The sequence below is a fragment of the Cypionkella sp. genome (genome assembly GCF_030652235.1).
GTDB lineage: Bacteria > Pseudomonadota > Alphaproteobacteria > Rhodobacterales > Rhodobacteraceae > Cypionkella.
On the sequence record NZ_JAUSBA010000022.1, the window covers coordinates 105,755 to 120,492 of the forward strand.

Sequence of the window (14,738 nt, forward strand, 5' to 3'; positions counted from 1 at the left end):
ACGGGCCTTGGCAACCGTTGCCTTTTCCCTGCGATACTGGCCCGATCAGGCTGGCGCAAGAGCGGCTGGGGCATCGGTGCGGGCAAGACCACGAGGATGAGGGCAGGAATGGCGCAGCTTTTCGGTAAATCGGCTCGGATCGCCTCTGGCGGCCCCTTTCGCGCTTGGGTGATCGGCCTGACTATGGTGCTGATCGCCGCCTGCGCCCCTATCACCCGGGACCACGGCTATATCCCAACCGATGAAGAGCTGGCGCTGATCACCGTTGCCAAAGACACCCGCGAATCTGTGGCGACCAAGATCGGACGGCCCTCGGCCTCGGGCCTGCTGAACGATGTTGGCTGGTATTATGTCGAAAGTCGCTTTGTGACCAAGGGCGCCTTTATGCCGAAAGAGGTCAACCGCGAGGTGGTGGCGATCAGCTTCACCGAGGCCGGTGTAGTGGAAAATATTGAGCGTTTCGGGCTTGAGAAGGGTCAGATCGTGCCACTGTCGCGCCGTGTCACCAAAGATAACGTCAAAGCCGCTGGAATTCTGCAGCAGTTGTTTGGCAATGTTGGTGGCCTGACTGCGGATCAGCTGCTGAGATAAGCCAAGCGTGGCGGGCGGCTAGGCTGGCTCCGACGCAATGCGGGTTTTCAGATCGTTCAGATCAACTTGCTGCAGATATTGCGGAATGTTGATCCTGACGGCGTGAAAGCCAAAGCCGCCCTGTTGCAGTTTCTCCAAAGCCTGATCACGGCTCCTGCCCTGATACAGCATCCGCCACGGGGCTGCGATCATGCCGATGCGGTCCGCGCCATGTGTGCAATGCAGCAAGACCGGGCCGGCGGGGCTTTGGGCATCGCGCAGCGCCCGCAAGGCCAGCGCGATCCTAGCACCGTTCCCATCGGTGACATGGCGGGTGGTGATCTTGATGTGGATCAGCGCCAGACCCGTGCCCACGGCAAGTGGCGAATCATGCACCGTGCGGCGCAGGTTGATCACGGTTTTGACACCGATTTTGGCAAGGTTGTGGAAGCCCTCGGCGCTTGGCGGGGCGCTGCGATAGATCAAGGGCGTCACGCGATGCAGATTGGGCACTCCGGCCAGATCAACTGGTTCTGCCCAATGCCGCGCCGTGGTTTGGCCGCAGAGCCGCGATGGCAGCGCCACAGCCATCAGGCCACGCGCGCCGCGTCGTGTCAGGTTTTGCAACGACATAGCGGTCTCCTTCATGGGCGGGCATGCGATCAGGCTTGCGTCCGGCTTGGCTGCTGCGCAAGGGTAGAGCGGTCAGATCGCTTCTCCAAACCCGGTTACGCTCCCCATGTTTGCATTGACCAAAGGCCGCTACACCGCCCGTCTGGCCGAAACCACCGGTGATGTGGCGCTTGCACAAGCCCTGCGCCACCGCAGCTTTCTCGCCCGGCGTGGTCTTGCGGCAGGGCAGGGCTATGATGCCGATGCCTTTGATGCTCAGTGCCAGCATGTCTTGGTAGAGGAGCGTCCCAGCGGTCGGCTGGTCTGCTGCTATCGGTTAATGTGTTTCGGTGCCGATCAATCGCTTGCCACCAGCTATGCCGCACAGGTCTATGGCCTAAGCGGCCTTGATGGCTTTGTCGGCGCCAAGCTGGAATTGGGCCGCTTCTGCCTTGATCCCGATTGGCATGACCCCGACATTCTGCGGCTGGCTTGGGGGGCAATGGCGCAAATCGTCGATGCGGGGCAAGTCAGCCTGCTGTTTGGCTGCTCATCCTTTGAGGGCGCGGAGTGGCAACCCCATGCCAAAGCTTTGGCCCTGCTGCGCGGCCATCTTGCGCCAAACGCTTGGATGCCTGTGCAAAAAGCCCCCGAGGTGTTCGGTTTTACCGAGGCGTTGCGCGATACGCCCTTCGATCTGCGCGACGCCCTGCAAAGCCTGCCGCCTTTGCTGCGCACTTATCTGGCGATGGCGGGCTGGGTCAGCGATCATGCGGTGATCGACCGCCAGCTTGACACCCTGCATGTGTTCACCGCGGTTGAGATCGAAAAAATCCCGCCCGCCCGCGCGCGTGCTTTGCGCGCAATTTTTGAATAGGCATGCGCGTGCTTTGCGCGCAATCGTGGGATAGGTCTGTGCGTGCTTTGCATGCCATCGCCGATTGACGCCGCCCGAAAGGTGCCCTAGCAGGCGGCATGGCACGCGCACCCCTCCTCCAGCTTTCTGGCATCTCGCTGACTTTCGGCGGCAATCCTGTTTTTGACGAGCTTGATCTTGTCGTCCAACCCGGTGATCGGGTGGCGCTGGTCGGCCGCAATGGTTCGGGCAAATCCACCTTGATGAAGGTGATGGCAGGGCTGGTCGAACCCGATCGTGGCGTCCGCGTGGTCCCCCCCGGCGTGCATGTCGGCTATATGGAGCAAGACCCGGATCTGTCGGGGTTTGAAACCTTGGGCGATTACGCGGCCTCGATGCTGCCAGAGGGCGAAGAGTATAAAGTGGCGATGGTCGCCGAGGGGCTGAAGTTCAACCCCGAAACCCTCGTGTCGATTGCATCGGGTGGCGAGCGTCGTCGTGCCGCCCTGGCCAAGCTGATGGCCGAAGCGCCGGAACTGATGCTGCTCGACGAGCCGACCAACCACCTCGACATCCAAGCCATTGAATGGCTTGAAGAAGAACTTAAAGGCACCCGCACCGCCTTCGTTTTGATTTCACACGACCGCGCTTTCTTGCGCGCCCTAACGCGGGCAACGCTGTGGATTGATCGCGGCCAGATCAAGCGCCGCGAGGCCGGATTTGACGGCTTTGAAGAATGGCGCGAAACCGTTTGGGCCGAGGAAGACGACGCCCGCCACAAGCTGGATCGCAAGATCAAAGCCGAGGCAAAATGGGCGGTTGAAGGCATCTCGGCCCGTCGCAAACGCAACCAAGGCCGGGTGCGCGCATTGGCGGCTTTGCGCGATGAACGCGGTGCGCAAATCCGTCGCCAAGGCACTGCGCAGTTGGAACTGGATTCGGGGACGCAATCGGGCAAACGGGTGATCGAGGCGAAGGGGATCAGCAAGATCTTCGGCGACAAGGTTATCGTGCAGGGCTTCGATCTGCGGGTGCAGCGCGGCGACCGCGTGGCGTTTGTCGGCCCCAATGGTGTCGGAAAAACCACACTTCTCAAGATGTTGACCGGCGAAATTGAACCTGATTCTGGCACAGTGCAGCTTGGCACAAATCTGGAAATCGCGGTGTTCGACCAAGCCCGCGCACGTCTTGATCCCAATGCAACCCTGTGGGACAGCCTGACCAATGATCCGCTGATGGCGGTCTCTGGCAGTTCCGATCAGGTGATGGTGCGCGGTAACCCCAAGCATGTCGTGGCATATCTGAAAGACTTCCTGTTCGACGAATCCCAAGCCCGCGCCCCGGTGCGCTCGCTTTCGGGTGGCGAAAAGGCACGGCTTTTGCTGGCCAAGTTGATGGCGCTGCCGTCGAACCTGCTGATCATGGACGAACCGACCAACGATCTTGACGTTGAAACCCTTGATTTGCTTCAGGATATTTTGGGCGACTATGACGGCACCGTGCTACTGGTCAGCCACGATCGCGATTTCATCGACCGGATTGCCACCTCGACCGTGGCGCTGGAAGGTCGGGGCCGGGCTTCGGTTTATCCGGGCGGTTGGACCGATTACCAGAACCAACGGGTGGTTTCCGGCGGCACGCTGACGGCGGATAACTCTGCCAAATCAGGCGGATTCAGCACACAAGTGAAGTCAGATGTGAAGAAGACCGAAGGCCTGACCTTCACCGAACGCAAACGGCTGGAAGCTTTGCCCGCGCTGATCGAAAAGCTGGAAGCCGAGATCGGAAAAGTCTCAGACCTGCTGTCTGACCCGCTGATCTTCACCAAAGAACCGGTGAAGTTCCGCAAAGCCGGCGAAGCTTTGTCAGAACGCCAAGCGCAACTGACCGCCGCCGAGGCTGAATGGCTGGCTTTGGCCGAGCGCGCCTAAAAGCAATCAGCGGCGGCGACGGGGTACATCAAAAACGCCCGATCATCGCCGCTGCTGCCGGATAGGGTGAGAAAGTCTTGCGCGCCCTCAAAACTCATGCCGCCAGAGTCGACCGTTAGAAGCAATGCACCATCCTCGCGCAGCGCCAAGCCAAACGCCCCAGCATCGCCCTCCATGCCGCAAGACAGCCCGACAGCATCAGGTTCGCAATAGGCGCTGCCGATGTAACTTTCTGATTTCCCGCGTAATTTCACCGAAATATCGACGACCAGTAAGGTGCTCACCTCTTGCCCCTCGGCTGGTGTCAGTGTGATATCCGTGATCTGTTGCTGCGAATGTTTTGCCAGATGCGCCGCATCGTAGTGGCGCTGAAAGCACGAAGCCTCAGGCGGAAACATCGCGGTCGCCCCCGTTTGCGCGTAAAGCGGCAGCGGCAAAATCATCAGCAACAACGCACGAATCATTCATCCCCCGATCAGTTCGGCCACTACCTGCGGGATCATCATGACATCCGCGCGTGTGCAGTCAAACTGGCCGACCTGCACCCGGATCACGTAGCGGCCCTCATGCCGGGTCTGGGTCAGATAAATCCTGCCATCGTCATTTACCCGGTTCAGCAGGTTTTCGGTTTGCGCATCATCGGGTAGGGCGAAAGTATAAAGCGACAGAATAGGTTGCGTGATGATCTTCACATTAGGAATAGCGGCTAAAGCCAAAGCCGACTCTTGCGCCCATGTCACATGATTGCGAATCCGCGCCCGCAACCCCTGCACCCCATAAGCCCGCAAAGTGAACCAGATCTTCAGCGCCCGGAACCGCCGCCCCAAAGGCACGGTCCATTCGTTGAAATTGACAATCTCCTCGCGCCCAGCGGTCTCTAGATAGGTCGGACGCAGGCCCAGCGTTTTCACCTGCGCCGTCGGGTCGCGTAGAAACTGGATGGCGCAATCAAACTGCACACCCAGCCATTTATGCGGGTTAAATACAATGGAATCAGCGCCTTCCACACCTTGCCACAGGTGTCGAAACTCGGGGCAAATCATTGCCGACCCCGCCCAAGCCGCGTCGACATGCACGGGCAAGCCATAGGCCTTGGCCACTGCAATACAGTCCGCAATCCGGTCAAACGCCCCAATTGAGGTACCGCCCGCACATAAAACCACCCCCGCCGGAAGCATTCCCGCTGCCTGATCCGCCGCAATCGCCTCCCGCAGCGCCTCGGGTTGCATCGAAAAGCTGGCATCAGTGGCGATCTTCACCAGATTGTCTTGCCCAATCCCCGCGACCCGAACGGCCTTGTCCACCGAAGAATGTGTCTGCGCTGAAGCATAGAATCGCAGCGGCGCATGACCGCTCATCCCCGTGATATTGCCCTGAAACGCCGTCGCCTGCTCGCGCATTGTCAAAATCGCCGACAAAGTCGCCGTCGTCGCCGAATCGTGGATCGTGCCGACAAATCCCGCTGGCAGCCCCAAAGCCTCGCGCAGCCAGCCCACCATCACCTGCTCCATTTCCGTCGCGGCGGGCGAGGTCTGCCACAGCATACCCTGACAGGCCATCGCATTGGCCAACTGCTCGGCCAGCATCGAGGCGGGTGAGGCATTGGCCGGAAAATACGCGAAAAATCGCGGGTGCTGCCAATGCGTCATGCCCTGCGGCACAATCCGCGCAAAATCGGCAAAAATTACCTCCATCGGCTCGGGCGCATCCGGCGCCACCGCAGGCAGTTGCGCCGCAATCGCCCCTGGCGTCAGCGGCGCGCGCACCGGGCGGTCGCGCAAGCCTTTGTGATAATCCGTCGTCCAATCGGCGGCGCGCTTCGACCAATGGTTCAGATCGTCGTGGTTCATCTCGGGCTCCCTTTGCCGCAGCATGTAGCGCTCTGCGACCCGGAACAAGAGGCTTGGCGCGCCCGCAAATCAGCGCTATGACAGCGGCATGGACACGATGGGCATCATCATTTGCTGCATTACCTGCTGACTTCAAGTCGCGCGGGCCATCACCTCATTCCCTCAACCGGATCAAGCTGATAGACCCGCCGCAGGCCAGCGAGCGAACTATAGGCGAGGGTTGCGATGATCAAACTGTACAATACCAAGACGCGGGTGAAGGAAATCTTCATCCCGATTGATCCCGAAAATGTGCGGATGTATGTCTGCGGCCCGACGGTTTACGACCGCGCCCATCTGGGAAATGGCCGCCCGGTGGTGGTGTTTGACGTGCTGTATCGTCTGCTGCGCCATGTTTATGGGCTCGATCACGTCACCTATGTGCGCAATTTCACCGATGTCGATGACAAGATCAACGCCACTGCTTTGGCCCGCCAACAGGCAGGTGACCCGCGCCCGTTAGAGACGTTGATCCGCGAGCGCACCGAAGAAACCATCCAGTGGTATCACGACGATATGGACGCTTTGGGCGCGCTGCGGCCCAGCATGCGCGAGGACCGCAGCGAAGCCGGGTTGCGGAAGGCAGAACCGCGCGCAACCGAGTATATCGGCGCGATGATCGCCATGATTGAAGACCTAATTGCCAGAAAGAATGATGACGGCGTTGCATTTGCTTATGTCAACGAGGGTCACGCTCTTTTCCGGGTGAAAGCTTACAAAAACTACGGTGCGCTGTCGGGGCGCTCCATTGACGACATGATTGCAGGCGCGCGGGTTGAGGTGGCACCCTACAAAGAAGACCCGATGGATTTTGTGCTGTGGAAGCCGTCCTCTGGCGACGAGCCGGGTTGGGACAGCCCTTGGGGCCGGGGCCGTCCCGGCTGGCATATCGAATGCTCGGCGATGAGCTATGAATTGCTGGGCGCGTCGTTCGACATTCACGGCGGCGGCTTGGATCTGCAATTTCCCCACCACGAAAACGAAATCGCCCAAAGCTGCTGCGCCCATCCCCAGGCCAGTTTCGCGCGTGTCTGGATGCACAACGAGATGTTGCAGGTCGAGGGCAAGAAGATGTCCAAGAGCTTGGGCAATTTCTTTACGGTCAGGGATTTGCTCGATCAAGGCTATCCGGGAGAGGTGATTCGGATGGTGTATTTGGGCACGCATTACGGCAAGCCGATGGACTGGACGAGGGAGAAGGCAATCGAGGCGGAGGTGAAACTCTTCGGCTATATCGAGATGATTGCGCGCTACGGCGATTTGGATGAAGCTAAGTTACTTGAACCGAAAATCGCGATAGTTAACGCGCTGAGTGATGATCTGAATACGCACGAAGCGTTGCGTATTCTTGGAACTTTAAATGGTTCATCCGATGCCAATGACCTCGGCCGAAATATCGAATTTCTAGGGATTTTGAGTTGGGCGCAACTTGCATCAAAAACGCTCCAGTATCGGCGGGCGCTTGAAATTCTTGCGCCCTTGGCAATCCAAATTCAGAAACTACGAGAAGAAGCAAAGGTCAGTAAAAATTTCCTCCATGTAGATGCCTTAAAAAGCGCGATCAGTGAGGCAAATGTTTCAGTGATGATGAGCAAGGATGAAGTCGTTCTTCGTCCAGAAATGGATTTCGACGTGACGAAGTTGGAAGTCCTCAAATGACCCGCGAGCGTCTCTACCTGTTCGACACCACCCTGCGCGACGGCCAGCAAACTCAGGGTGTACAATTCTCCACCGCCGAGAAACGCCAGATTGCCATGGCGCTCGATGCGTTAGGGGTGGATTATATTGAAGGGGGGTGGCCGGGTGCGAACCCGACCGACTCAGAGTTTTTCGCCAATGCCCCGAAAACCCGCGCCACGATGACGGCGTTCGGCATGACCAAACGAGTCGGGCGCTCGGCTGAGAACGATGATGTGCTTGCGGCGGTGCTGGATGCGGGCACGCCTGCGGTCTGTCTGGTCGGCAAGACCCATGAATTTCACGTCACCACCGCGCTGGGTGTTTCCCTAGAAGAAAACAGACAGGCGATTGCGGCGTCGTTCAAACACGTCATCACCAAAGACCGCGAGGCGTTGTTTGACGCCGAACATTTCTTCGACGGCTACCGCGCCAACCCGGCCTATGCGCTGTCGTGCCTGCGTGCAGCCTTGGATGCAGGCGCGCGCTGGATCGTTTTGTGCGACACCAACGGCGGCACTTTGCCTTCCGAAGTCGGTCGCGTGGTGGCCGAGGTGATCGCTGCTGGCATCCCCGGTGATCGCTTGGGCATCCATTGCCACGACGATACCGGCAACGCTGTGGCAAATTCTTTGGCGGCGGTCGAAGCTGGTGCGCGGCAGATTCAAGGTACACTGAACGGCTTGGGCGAACGCTGCGGCAACGCCAATCTGATCACGCTGATCCCGACATTGCTGCTGAAGGAACCCTTCGCCAGCCGGTTGGAATGTGGCGTCACAACCGAGGCCTTGTCTAATCTTGTACGTTTGTCCCGTATGCTCGATGACATCTTGAACCGCGTGCCACGCCGCGCTGCACCCTATGTCGGCGCCAGCGCTTTTGCTCACAAAGCAGGTCTGCATGCCAGCGCTATCCTTAAGAACCCAAGCACTTACGAACATATCCCGCCAGAGTTGGTCGGCAACGAACGCATCATTCCAATGTCAAACCAAGCCGGGCAATCCAATTTGCGCGCCCGTCTGGTTTCGGCTGGCATTGAGGTGGCTGCGGGCGATCCGCGTCTTGGTCGCATCCTTGAGATTATCAAGGAACGCGAGGATCAGGGCTATGCCTACGACTCCGCGCAAGCCAGTTTTGAATTGGTGGCCCGCAAAGAGTTGGGCCTGTTGCCGCAGTTCTTCGAGGTCAAACGCTATCGGGTGACGGTGGAGCGGCGCAAGAACAAGTATGACCGGATGGTCAGCCTGTCAGAGGCCGTGGTGGTGGTGAAAATCGGCGACCAGAAGATGCTGTCGGTCAGTGAAAGTATGGATGAAACCGGCACTGATCGCGGCCCGGTGAACGCTTTGTCGAAAGCCCTCGCGAAGGATCTCGGCCCCTATCAGGGCATAATTGATGACCTGAAACTGGTCGATTTCAAAGTGCGGATCACTCAAGGCGGCACCGAGGCAGTGACTCGGGTTATTATTGACAGTGAAGACAGCCAAGGCCGGCGCTGGTCTACTGTTGGCGTCTCGGCCAACCTTGTCGATGCCAGTTTTGAGGCGCTGCTGGACGCGATCAACTGGAAACTGATCCGCGATATTGGGGCCCCGGTGTGAGCTTGCAAGCCTGCGCTGATTTGGTGGAGCGCGGCGATCCGGATCGGTTCGCGGCGGTGATGGCGGCTCCGGTGCAACTTAGGGCACGGTTGTGGCCGCTTTATGCGTTCAATCTGGAAATCGCCCGCGCGCCTTGGGTGACGAAAGAGCCGATGATCGCGGAAATGCGGCTGCAATGGTGGCGCGATGTGGTGGCGGAACCGACCTCTCGGGCGCATGAGGTGGCGGGACCGTTGCATGAGTTGATCGGGGCGGCGGGCTTGGATGTCGGCGTTCTCGATCGGATGGCGGCGGCGCGGGTTTGGGATGTTTATTCGGAGCCGTTTGAGGATCAGGCGGCGTTTGATTTGTATCTGGAGGAGACTTCGGCTGGGTTGATGTGGCTCGCGGCGCGGGCTTGCGGGGCGGGGGATCAGGCAGAGGAAACCGTGCGGGCCTATGGTTGGGCTGCGGGGTTGGCCAGCTATTTGCGGGCGGTTCCGGCGCTGGAGGAACGCGGGCGGCGGCCTTTGGTGGACGGGCGGCCGGGGGCGGTGCGGGAGTTGGCTGCCCGGGGGCTGGAGAAGATTTCGAAGGCGCGGGCGGGGCGGAAATTGGTGGGCAAAGCGGTACCGGCTTTGCTTGCGGGGTGGCAGGCGAAGGCGCTTTTGAGACAAGTTGTGGCCGACCCGATGGTGGTCGCCGAGGGTCGGATGGGGCTGTCGGAATTTGGGCGGCGGGGGCGTTTGCTGTGGCAGGGATTTACGGGGCGCTGGTGAGTGTCCCCGCATGGACAGATTTTCCAACACGATAAATCAATGGCTTAACGGTGGTCTGGTAAGGTTCTGTTAAGACTTGCCCGCAAGGTCGAACGCGTAGCGCAGGCCAGAAACCGGGGCAGGCTCAAAACCCTGTGCCAGATAAAACGCCTTAGCGATGTCATTGCCCGGCAAGGTCGACACCGTCACATAACTTGCGGTTTTGCTGCGGGCATATTCTAGGCTGGCGGCCAGCAGGGCCTTGCCAATGCCATCGCCGCGCGCATCCGAACAAACGTACAGGTGATGCAAATCCATACCGCGCTGGCCGTATTGCACCCGCGCCAGCTGGGTGAGTGCGGCATAGCCGAGCAGGCGACGGCCTGCCTGAAACACCAAGGCGTGCAGCCATGGCGTTGGACCAAACAGATCGCGTTGCAAGTTGGCGACCGTCGCCGTCGCGGTGTCGCCGTGATACTCGGCCAGCGCATGAACCATCTTGCACAGCTGCGGCAGATCGGCGGGAGTGGCGGGGCGGATCATCGCCTAACGCGTCTCTTTTGGCCGCAATGCCAGCCATATCAGCGCGCCGCCCGCGAGCACAAGGAACGGCAGCATTGCCATGTTGACCGCTTGCCAACCCGCCTGCACCGAGCTGCCCGAGCAGTTCATCAAGCCGCCCGAGGAAAAGCTCGCCATGGTGACGCCGCCGAACACGATCAGATCGTTCATGCCCTGCATCCGGCCGCGCTCGGCTGGGGTTATTAAGGTGGTCAGCATGGTGGTGGCGCCGATGAAGGCGAAGTTCCATCCGAAGCCGAGCAACATCAGCGCGGCGAAAAAGTTGAACAGATCAATCCCTGCCATGGCGACCGCTCCTGCGGCGGCGAGGATCACCAGGCCCACGGCCATCACGCGCTGGGTGCCAAAGCGGGCGATGATATGGCCGGTGACGAAGGACGGCGCATACATTGCCAGAACATGGCCCATCACCACATTGGCGGCGTCGGATTTCAGATAGCCGCAGCCCACGACGGCCAAAGGCGATGAGGTCATCACCAGATTCATCAGGGCGTAAGATACGGTTGCTACAATGACGGCGACGGCAATGGCGGGGGTGCGGATCAGCACGCCTCGGCTGCGGCCTTGGTCAGCGCCATGGATCGCGGCGACTGGTTTGGGGATTCTGAGCAAAGCGAACAGGAAAACGCCGCAGAAATTCAACGCGATAACGGTGAGGTAGGTGCCCAGAAACGGCACCACCATGGCATCATTGGTCAGTTTCACCAATTCTGGCCCAACGATGGCGGACAGCAAACCGCCTGCCATCACCCAAGAGATTGCCTTGGGGCGGAAGGCGTCAGAGGCAGTGTCGGCGGCGGCAAAGCGGTAAAAGCCTTGGGCTGACATATAAATGCCCGAGAACAGCCCACCCAGAACGAACAGCGCAAATGAGCTGTAAAGCAGGCCGGCGGCGCTGATGGCAGCACCCAAGGTGCCGCCCAAAGTGCCGACAATGAAGCCCGCGCGGCGGCCATAGCGGGCCATGAATGCGGAAATCGGCGTGGCGGTCAGCATCGAGCCGATCACCATAGCCGAGATCGGCAGGGTCGCCCAGCAGGGGTTGGGGGCAAGGCTTTGGCCAGCAAGCCCGGCGATGATGAACATCATCGGCAGTTGCGCGCCAAGCACGGCTTGGGAGGCTACGAGCACATAGACGTTGCGGCGGGCGAGGCTGTCTTGATCTGTCATCATGTGCCATCGGTAGGTGTGGGTTTTGGCGGGGGCAAGGGAGATTCGCTCTGGCCTTATCGTTTGGTGGGGCTGGAGGGGTGATGGTCGGGCGGATTATTCAGAGTTTGGACTGTGTGGCAGAGGGGGCGGCTTGGCTGGCGGCATCTGATGCACGGTTTGCCGAGGCTTTGGGCGTGGTAGGTGATTTGCCGTTGCGGCGTCATGCCGATGGTTTCACGGCGTTGTTGGATGCGATTGTCGGGCAGCAGGTGTCTGTGGCCTCGGCCAATGCGATCTGGGCGCGGATGGAAGCGGCAGGGGTGGTCAGTTTGGACGGGGTGCTGGCGGCTTCGGACGAGGATTTGCGTTCTGCGGGGTTGTCGCGACAAAAGGCGCGCTATGCCAAGGCATTGGCAGGTTCTGGCATTGATTTCGTTGGCTTGCGGGTCAAAGCTGATGAAGTGGTGATCGCAGAACTGGTGGCAGTGCCGGGGATTGGGCGCTGGACGGCGGAGATTTATGCGATGTTCGCGCTGGGGCGGGCGGATGTGTTTGCGCCGGGGGATTTGGCCCTGCAAGAGGGCGCGCGGTTGCTGTTTGGGCTGGCGGCCCGACCGTCCGAGAAAGCGTTGCGGGCGATGGCACAGGCATGGAGCCCGTGGCGTGCGGTTGCAGCGCGGGTGCTATGGGCTTATTATCATGTGGAAAAATCGCGGGAAGGTATTCGATGAGAGCGTTAAAATTCGGACGGGTGGCGGCTGTTTCCGGGGCTGCACGGTCCATGGTGGTGTTCGTGCATGGTTACGGTGCAGATGGCGCGGATTTGCTGGGGCTGTCGGATGCTTTGGCCGCGCGTTTGCCCGATACGGTGTTCTATGCGCCGGATGCGCCCGAGGCTTGTGCGGGCAATCCATTCGGGCGGCAATGGTTCGGGATTCCGCGGTTTGATGGGTGTTCGGAAGCCGATGCGAAGGCGGGATTGGCACGGGCGGCAGAGGATTTGAACGGGTTTCTGGATGCGCGGCTGACTGAGGAGGGCTTGGGGCCAGAGGCGCTGGTTCTGGTGGGGTTTTCGCAGGGCGCGATGATGAGTTTGCATGTGGCGCCTCGACGGGATGTGGCAATTGCCGGGGTGGTGGCGATTTCAGGGAAGTTGATGTTTCCCGAGGTGTTGCAGGCGGAAGCAAAGGTAAAACCTGAAATTCTGCTGGTGCATGGCGATCAAGACCCAGTGGTGCCGTTTGCGGAAATGCAAGCTGCGGGAAATGCCTTAGTTGCCAATGGCTTTGCAACCTATGGTCATGTGATGCAGGGCACCGGACACGGGATTGCGCCGGATGGCTTGCAAGTGGCTTTGAGTTTCATCGCGGATCGGCTTGGGGCCTAGTTGTTCAGTTCAGGCATCTGGTGGATCGGATCGAGGATGAATCGTTCCGGCTCTGATGTTTAGATTTTGCAGATGTATTCGTGGGGCGTGAGGCCGTTCAGCGTTTTGAGCCTTCGCGCGAAGTTGTAGGCTGCCAGGAAATCGGCGAGGTGGGTCCGCAGTTGATCGTGCGTTTCGTGGGGGAATAGTTTCACCGTCGCGTCCTTGATCGTTCGGTTCATGCGCTCGACCTGGCCGTTCATCCACGGGTACTTGGGCTTGGTCAGCCGGTGCTCGATCCCGTTGGTTGCGCAGATCATGTCGAAGCGCATCGGCCGGGAATAGATCGTGTTCCGGTTCCTGGGCTGTTCAGCGAACTCTTTTCCATGGCGCGTTCGGAACAAAGTGTTCGATGAGATTATGGTCGCCTGCGCCGCCTCAAAATTGCGCAGCGGGCGGTCATAACCGGGTCTCGGATCTCTATGGTTGTTTTGCGAACCACACCATAGCGGAGACCGGGCAGGGCCAAGGTTGAGCTGACTTCGGACGCCCGTGTTCTGGTAGGCATCCGCTGCCCGGCAGCGTATGCCTGCATGCGCAAGACGGGACATTTCCAAGCATCGCCACGAAGTGCGGATCGCAGCACCCGGCAAGCAGCGCCGCCGCAATTGACCATCACAAACACGATTGAGGATTTTAGGCGTCTGACGGGCATTCTGCCGAAGTTTGGCCTGCCGGTCAGGGCCGGATTTGAGGCACCCGGCAATTATCACCGGGCCCTGATGCACCATCTGGGGGACTCAGGCTTCGATCTGAAGCTGGTGTCCTCGATCGCTCTGGCGCGCACGCGGGAAGCCTTGCACTACAGCTGGGACAAGAACGACCCCAAGGATGGCAGGTCATCCTACACATGCTGTGGATCGGGGCCATTCAGGTCTTCCACGATCTGATGGCCGCGGGCACAAACGATATTCAGGAGCTGTCCAAGACCCACGAAGTCGTCTCCACAGCCAAGACCGCGCTTTGGCACCCATTGCCCGGCAGGCGATGCAAGGATCGCCGACCCGCCAGCGCAACAAGATCAAGGATCGGGCAGGGAGCTTGCTGTCGGAACTGCCCGATTATCGCCTTCTGACCAGCATCCCCGGCGTTGGTGCGATCAATACCATGACCATCCTGGCCGAGGCGGGCGATCTGCGCCGGTTCCGCCATCACCGACAAGTCCTGAAGTTCTGCGGCATGGACCTTGCGACCGTCCAGTCCGGCATGTTCCGTGGCCAGAGCAAGATCTCGAAGTATGGCAATGCCCGCCTGCGTCGCGTGTTGTGGATGGCGGACAGGCCGCCGTCTTGCAGCGGGCCAACGGTTTCCGGGACAATTTCGAACGCCACATCTCGCACGACCGGCATAACCCGCATCTTCGGCGCAAGACCATTTCGGCCATCGCGGCCAAGCTGGCGCGCACCATTCACGCCGTGGTCAAACTCGGCGAACCCTATCCGTTGGCCGGTAAGCGAATGCAAGCATTCGCTGTAAGGCGTCCCTTCTTCGAGGGGACGAGCCCAGGCGGAAGGCCCCCCGAAAGTGAGGGGCTGCATAAGTAGTTCACGCTGAACACCCCCCACACCGTTGATTTTGCGTTGAAACATTGTAGTTTTTCTCGCCATGGCCTGCAGGGTTTGTATAATTTTGGCTGAAACCCTGCAATTTCGGTTCTGCCATGAAGCATCGCCCACGCCTTCCGGAACAGGATGATCTGCTGCGT

The 14,738-nt window shown here is 59.8% G+C and carries 13 protein-coding genes and 2 pseudogenes; 9 read left to right on the forward strand and 6 right to left on the reverse strand.

Annotated elements, in window-relative coordinates; genetic code table 11:
- The first annotated feature begins 108 nt into the window (after positions 1–108).
- Positions 109–591 carry an outer membrane protein assembly factor BamE gene (locus tag Q7V03_RS06300; RefSeq protein WP_370651079.1) on the forward strand — a complete coding sequence of 161 codons (483 nt, stop codon included), beginning with the start codon at positions 109–111 and terminating at the stop codon, positions 589–591.
- Positions 592–609: 18 nt separating this feature from the next.
- On the opposite strand, the gene Q7V03_RS06305 is transcribed toward Q7V03_RS06300, so the two are convergent.
- On the reverse strand, positions 610–1,203 hold the full coding sequence (locus Q7V03_RS06305; protein ID WP_304924751.1) for a tyrosine-protein phosphatase: 594 nt from the start codon (positions 1,201–1,203) through the stop codon (positions 610–612).
- 106 nt (positions 1,204–1,309) lie between these two features.
- Between Q7V03_RS06305 and Q7V03_RS06310 the strand changes: the two genes are divergently transcribed.
- On the forward strand, positions 1,310–2,059 hold the full coding sequence (locus Q7V03_RS06310) for a GNAT family N-acetyltransferase (RefSeq protein ID WP_304924752.1): 750 nt from the start codon (positions 1,310–1,312) through the stop codon (positions 2,057–2,059).
- 98 nt (positions 2,060–2,157) lie between these two features.
- On the forward strand, positions 2,158–3,969 hold the full coding sequence (locus tag Q7V03_RS06315; protein WP_304924753.1) for an ABC-F family ATP-binding cassette domain-containing protein: 1,812 nt from the start codon (positions 2,158–2,160) through the stop codon (positions 3,967–3,969).
- Here Q7V03_RS06315 and Q7V03_RS06320 read toward each other — a convergent pair.
- Positions 3,966–4,433, reverse strand: coding sequence for a hypothetical protein (locus tag Q7V03_RS06320; RefSeq protein WP_304924754.1), 468 nt, complete (start codon positions 4,431–4,433; stop codon positions 3,966–3,968). The genes Q7V03_RS06315 and Q7V03_RS06320 overlap by 4 nt on opposite strands.
- Positions 4,434–5,819, reverse strand: coding sequence for a pyridoxal-dependent decarboxylase (locus Q7V03_RS06325; RefSeq protein ID WP_304924755.1), 1,386 nt, complete (start codon positions 5,817–5,819; stop codon positions 4,434–4,436).
- 225 nt (positions 5,820–6,044) lie between these two features.
- Here Q7V03_RS06325 and cysS point away from each other — a divergent pair, with 225 nt between their 5' ends.
- From cysS to Q7V03_RS06340, 3 genes are read left to right on the forward strand one after another with little or no spacing between them, the layout of a single operon-like run.
- Positions 6,045–7,517 carry a cysteine--tRNA ligase gene (cysS, locus tag Q7V03_RS06330; protein ID WP_304924756.1) on the forward strand — a complete coding sequence of 491 codons (1,473 nt, stop codon included), beginning with the start codon at positions 6,045–6,047 and terminating at the stop codon, positions 7,515–7,517.
- Complete coding sequence (gene cimA / locus Q7V03_RS06335; protein ID WP_304924757.1) at positions 7,514–9,136, forward strand: citramalate synthase; 1,623 nt, start codon at positions 7,514–7,516, stop codon at positions 9,134–9,136. Before cysS ends, cimA begins: the two co-directional genes overlap by 4 nt.
- Positions 9,133–9,894: a squalene/phytoene synthase family protein gene (locus Q7V03_RS06340; protein WP_304924758.1), complete on the forward strand. Its 762-nt coding sequence runs from the start codon at positions 9,133–9,135 to the stop codon at positions 9,892–9,894. Before cimA ends, Q7V03_RS06340 begins: the two co-directional genes overlap by 4 nt.
- 69 nt (positions 9,895–9,963) lie before the next feature.
- Here Q7V03_RS06340 and Q7V03_RS06345 read toward each other — a convergent pair whose 3' ends face one another.
- Together Q7V03_RS06345 and Q7V03_RS06350 are read right to left on the reverse strand one after the other, a co-directional pair.
- Entirely contained in the window at positions 9,964–10,416 is a 453-nt protein-coding gene (locus tag Q7V03_RS06345; RefSeq protein WP_304924759.1) for a GNAT family N-acetyltransferase, read from the reverse strand.
- A 3-nt stretch (positions 10,417–10,419) separates the two neighbouring features.
- Complete coding sequence (locus tag Q7V03_RS06350) at positions 10,420–11,625, reverse strand: MFS transporter (protein WP_304924760.1); 1,206 nt, start codon at positions 11,623–11,625, stop codon at positions 10,420–10,422.
- 83 nt (positions 11,626–11,708) lie between these two features.
- Between Q7V03_RS06350 and Q7V03_RS06355 the strand changes: the two genes are divergently transcribed.
- Positions 11,709–12,338 (forward strand): DNA-3-methyladenine glycosylase, encoded by a 630-nt coding sequence (locus Q7V03_RS06355; protein WP_304924761.1) that lies wholly within the window; start codon positions 11,709–11,711, stop codon positions 12,336–12,338.
- Complete coding sequence (locus Q7V03_RS06360) at positions 12,335–12,994, forward strand: alpha/beta hydrolase (RefSeq protein WP_304924762.1); 660 nt, start codon at positions 12,335–12,337, stop codon at positions 12,992–12,994. Before Q7V03_RS06355 ends, Q7V03_RS06360 begins: the two co-directional genes overlap by 4 nt.
- 59 nt (positions 12,995–13,053) lie before the next feature.
- Here Q7V03_RS06360 and Q7V03_RS06365 read toward each other — a convergent pair.
- A pseudogene (locus Q7V03_RS06365) lies at positions 13,054–13,299 on the reverse strand (integrase core domain-containing protein); the annotation flags it as partial.
- Between the two features lie 259 nt (positions 13,300–13,558).
- Here Q7V03_RS06365 and Q7V03_RS06370 point away from each other — a divergent pair.
- Positions 13,559–14,577 (forward strand): annotated as a pseudogene (locus Q7V03_RS06370) (IS110 family transposase).
- Positions 14,578–14,738: the final 161 nt, after the last annotated feature.

Excerpts from the sequence above, each read along its gene's own strand:
- Q7V03_RS06300 (WP_370651079.1), top strand. The coding sequence starts at position 109 with ATGGCGCAGCTTTTCGGTAAATCGGCTCGGATCGCCTCTGGCGGCCCC.
- Q7V03_RS06305 (WP_304924751.1), bottom strand. The coding sequence starts at position 1,203 with ATGTCGTTGCAAAACCTGACACGACGCGGCGCGCGTGGCCTGATGGCT.
- Q7V03_RS06310 (WP_304924752.1), top strand. The coding sequence starts at position 1,310 with ATGTTTGCATTGACCAAAGGCCGCTACACCGCCCGTCTGGCCGAAACC.
- Q7V03_RS06315 (WP_304924753.1), top strand. The coding sequence starts at position 2,158 with ATGGCACGCGCACCCCTCCTCCAGCTTTCTGGCATCTCGCTGACTTTC.
- Q7V03_RS06320 (WP_304924754.1), bottom strand. The coding sequence starts at position 4,433 with ATGATTCGTGCGTTGTTGCTGATGATTTTGCCGCTGCCGCTTTACGCG.
- Q7V03_RS06325 (WP_304924755.1), bottom strand. The coding sequence starts at position 5,819 with ATGAACCACGACGATCTGAACCATTGGTCGAAGCGCGCCGCCGATTGG.
- cysS (WP_304924756.1), top strand. The coding sequence starts at position 6,045 with ATGATCAAACTGTACAATACCAAGACGCGGGTGAAGGAAATCTTCATC.
- cimA (WP_304924757.1), top strand. The coding sequence starts at position 7,514 with ATGACCCGCGAGCGTCTCTACCTGTTCGACACCACCCTGCGCGACGGC.
- Q7V03_RS06345 (WP_304924759.1), bottom strand. The coding sequence starts at position 10,416 with ATGATCCGCCCCGCCACTCCCGCCGATCTGCCGCAGCTGTGCAAGATG.
- Q7V03_RS06350 (WP_304924760.1), bottom strand. The coding sequence starts at position 11,625 with ATGACAGATCAAGACAGCCTCGCCCGCCGCAACGTCTATGTGCTCGTA.
- Q7V03_RS06355 (WP_304924761.1), top strand. The coding sequence starts at position 11,709 with ATGGTCGGGCGGATTATTCAGAGTTTGGACTGTGTGGCAGAGGGGGCG.
- Q7V03_RS06360 (WP_304924762.1), top strand. The coding sequence starts at position 12,335 with ATGAGAGCGTTAAAATTCGGACGGGTGGCGGCTGTTTCCGGGGCTGCA.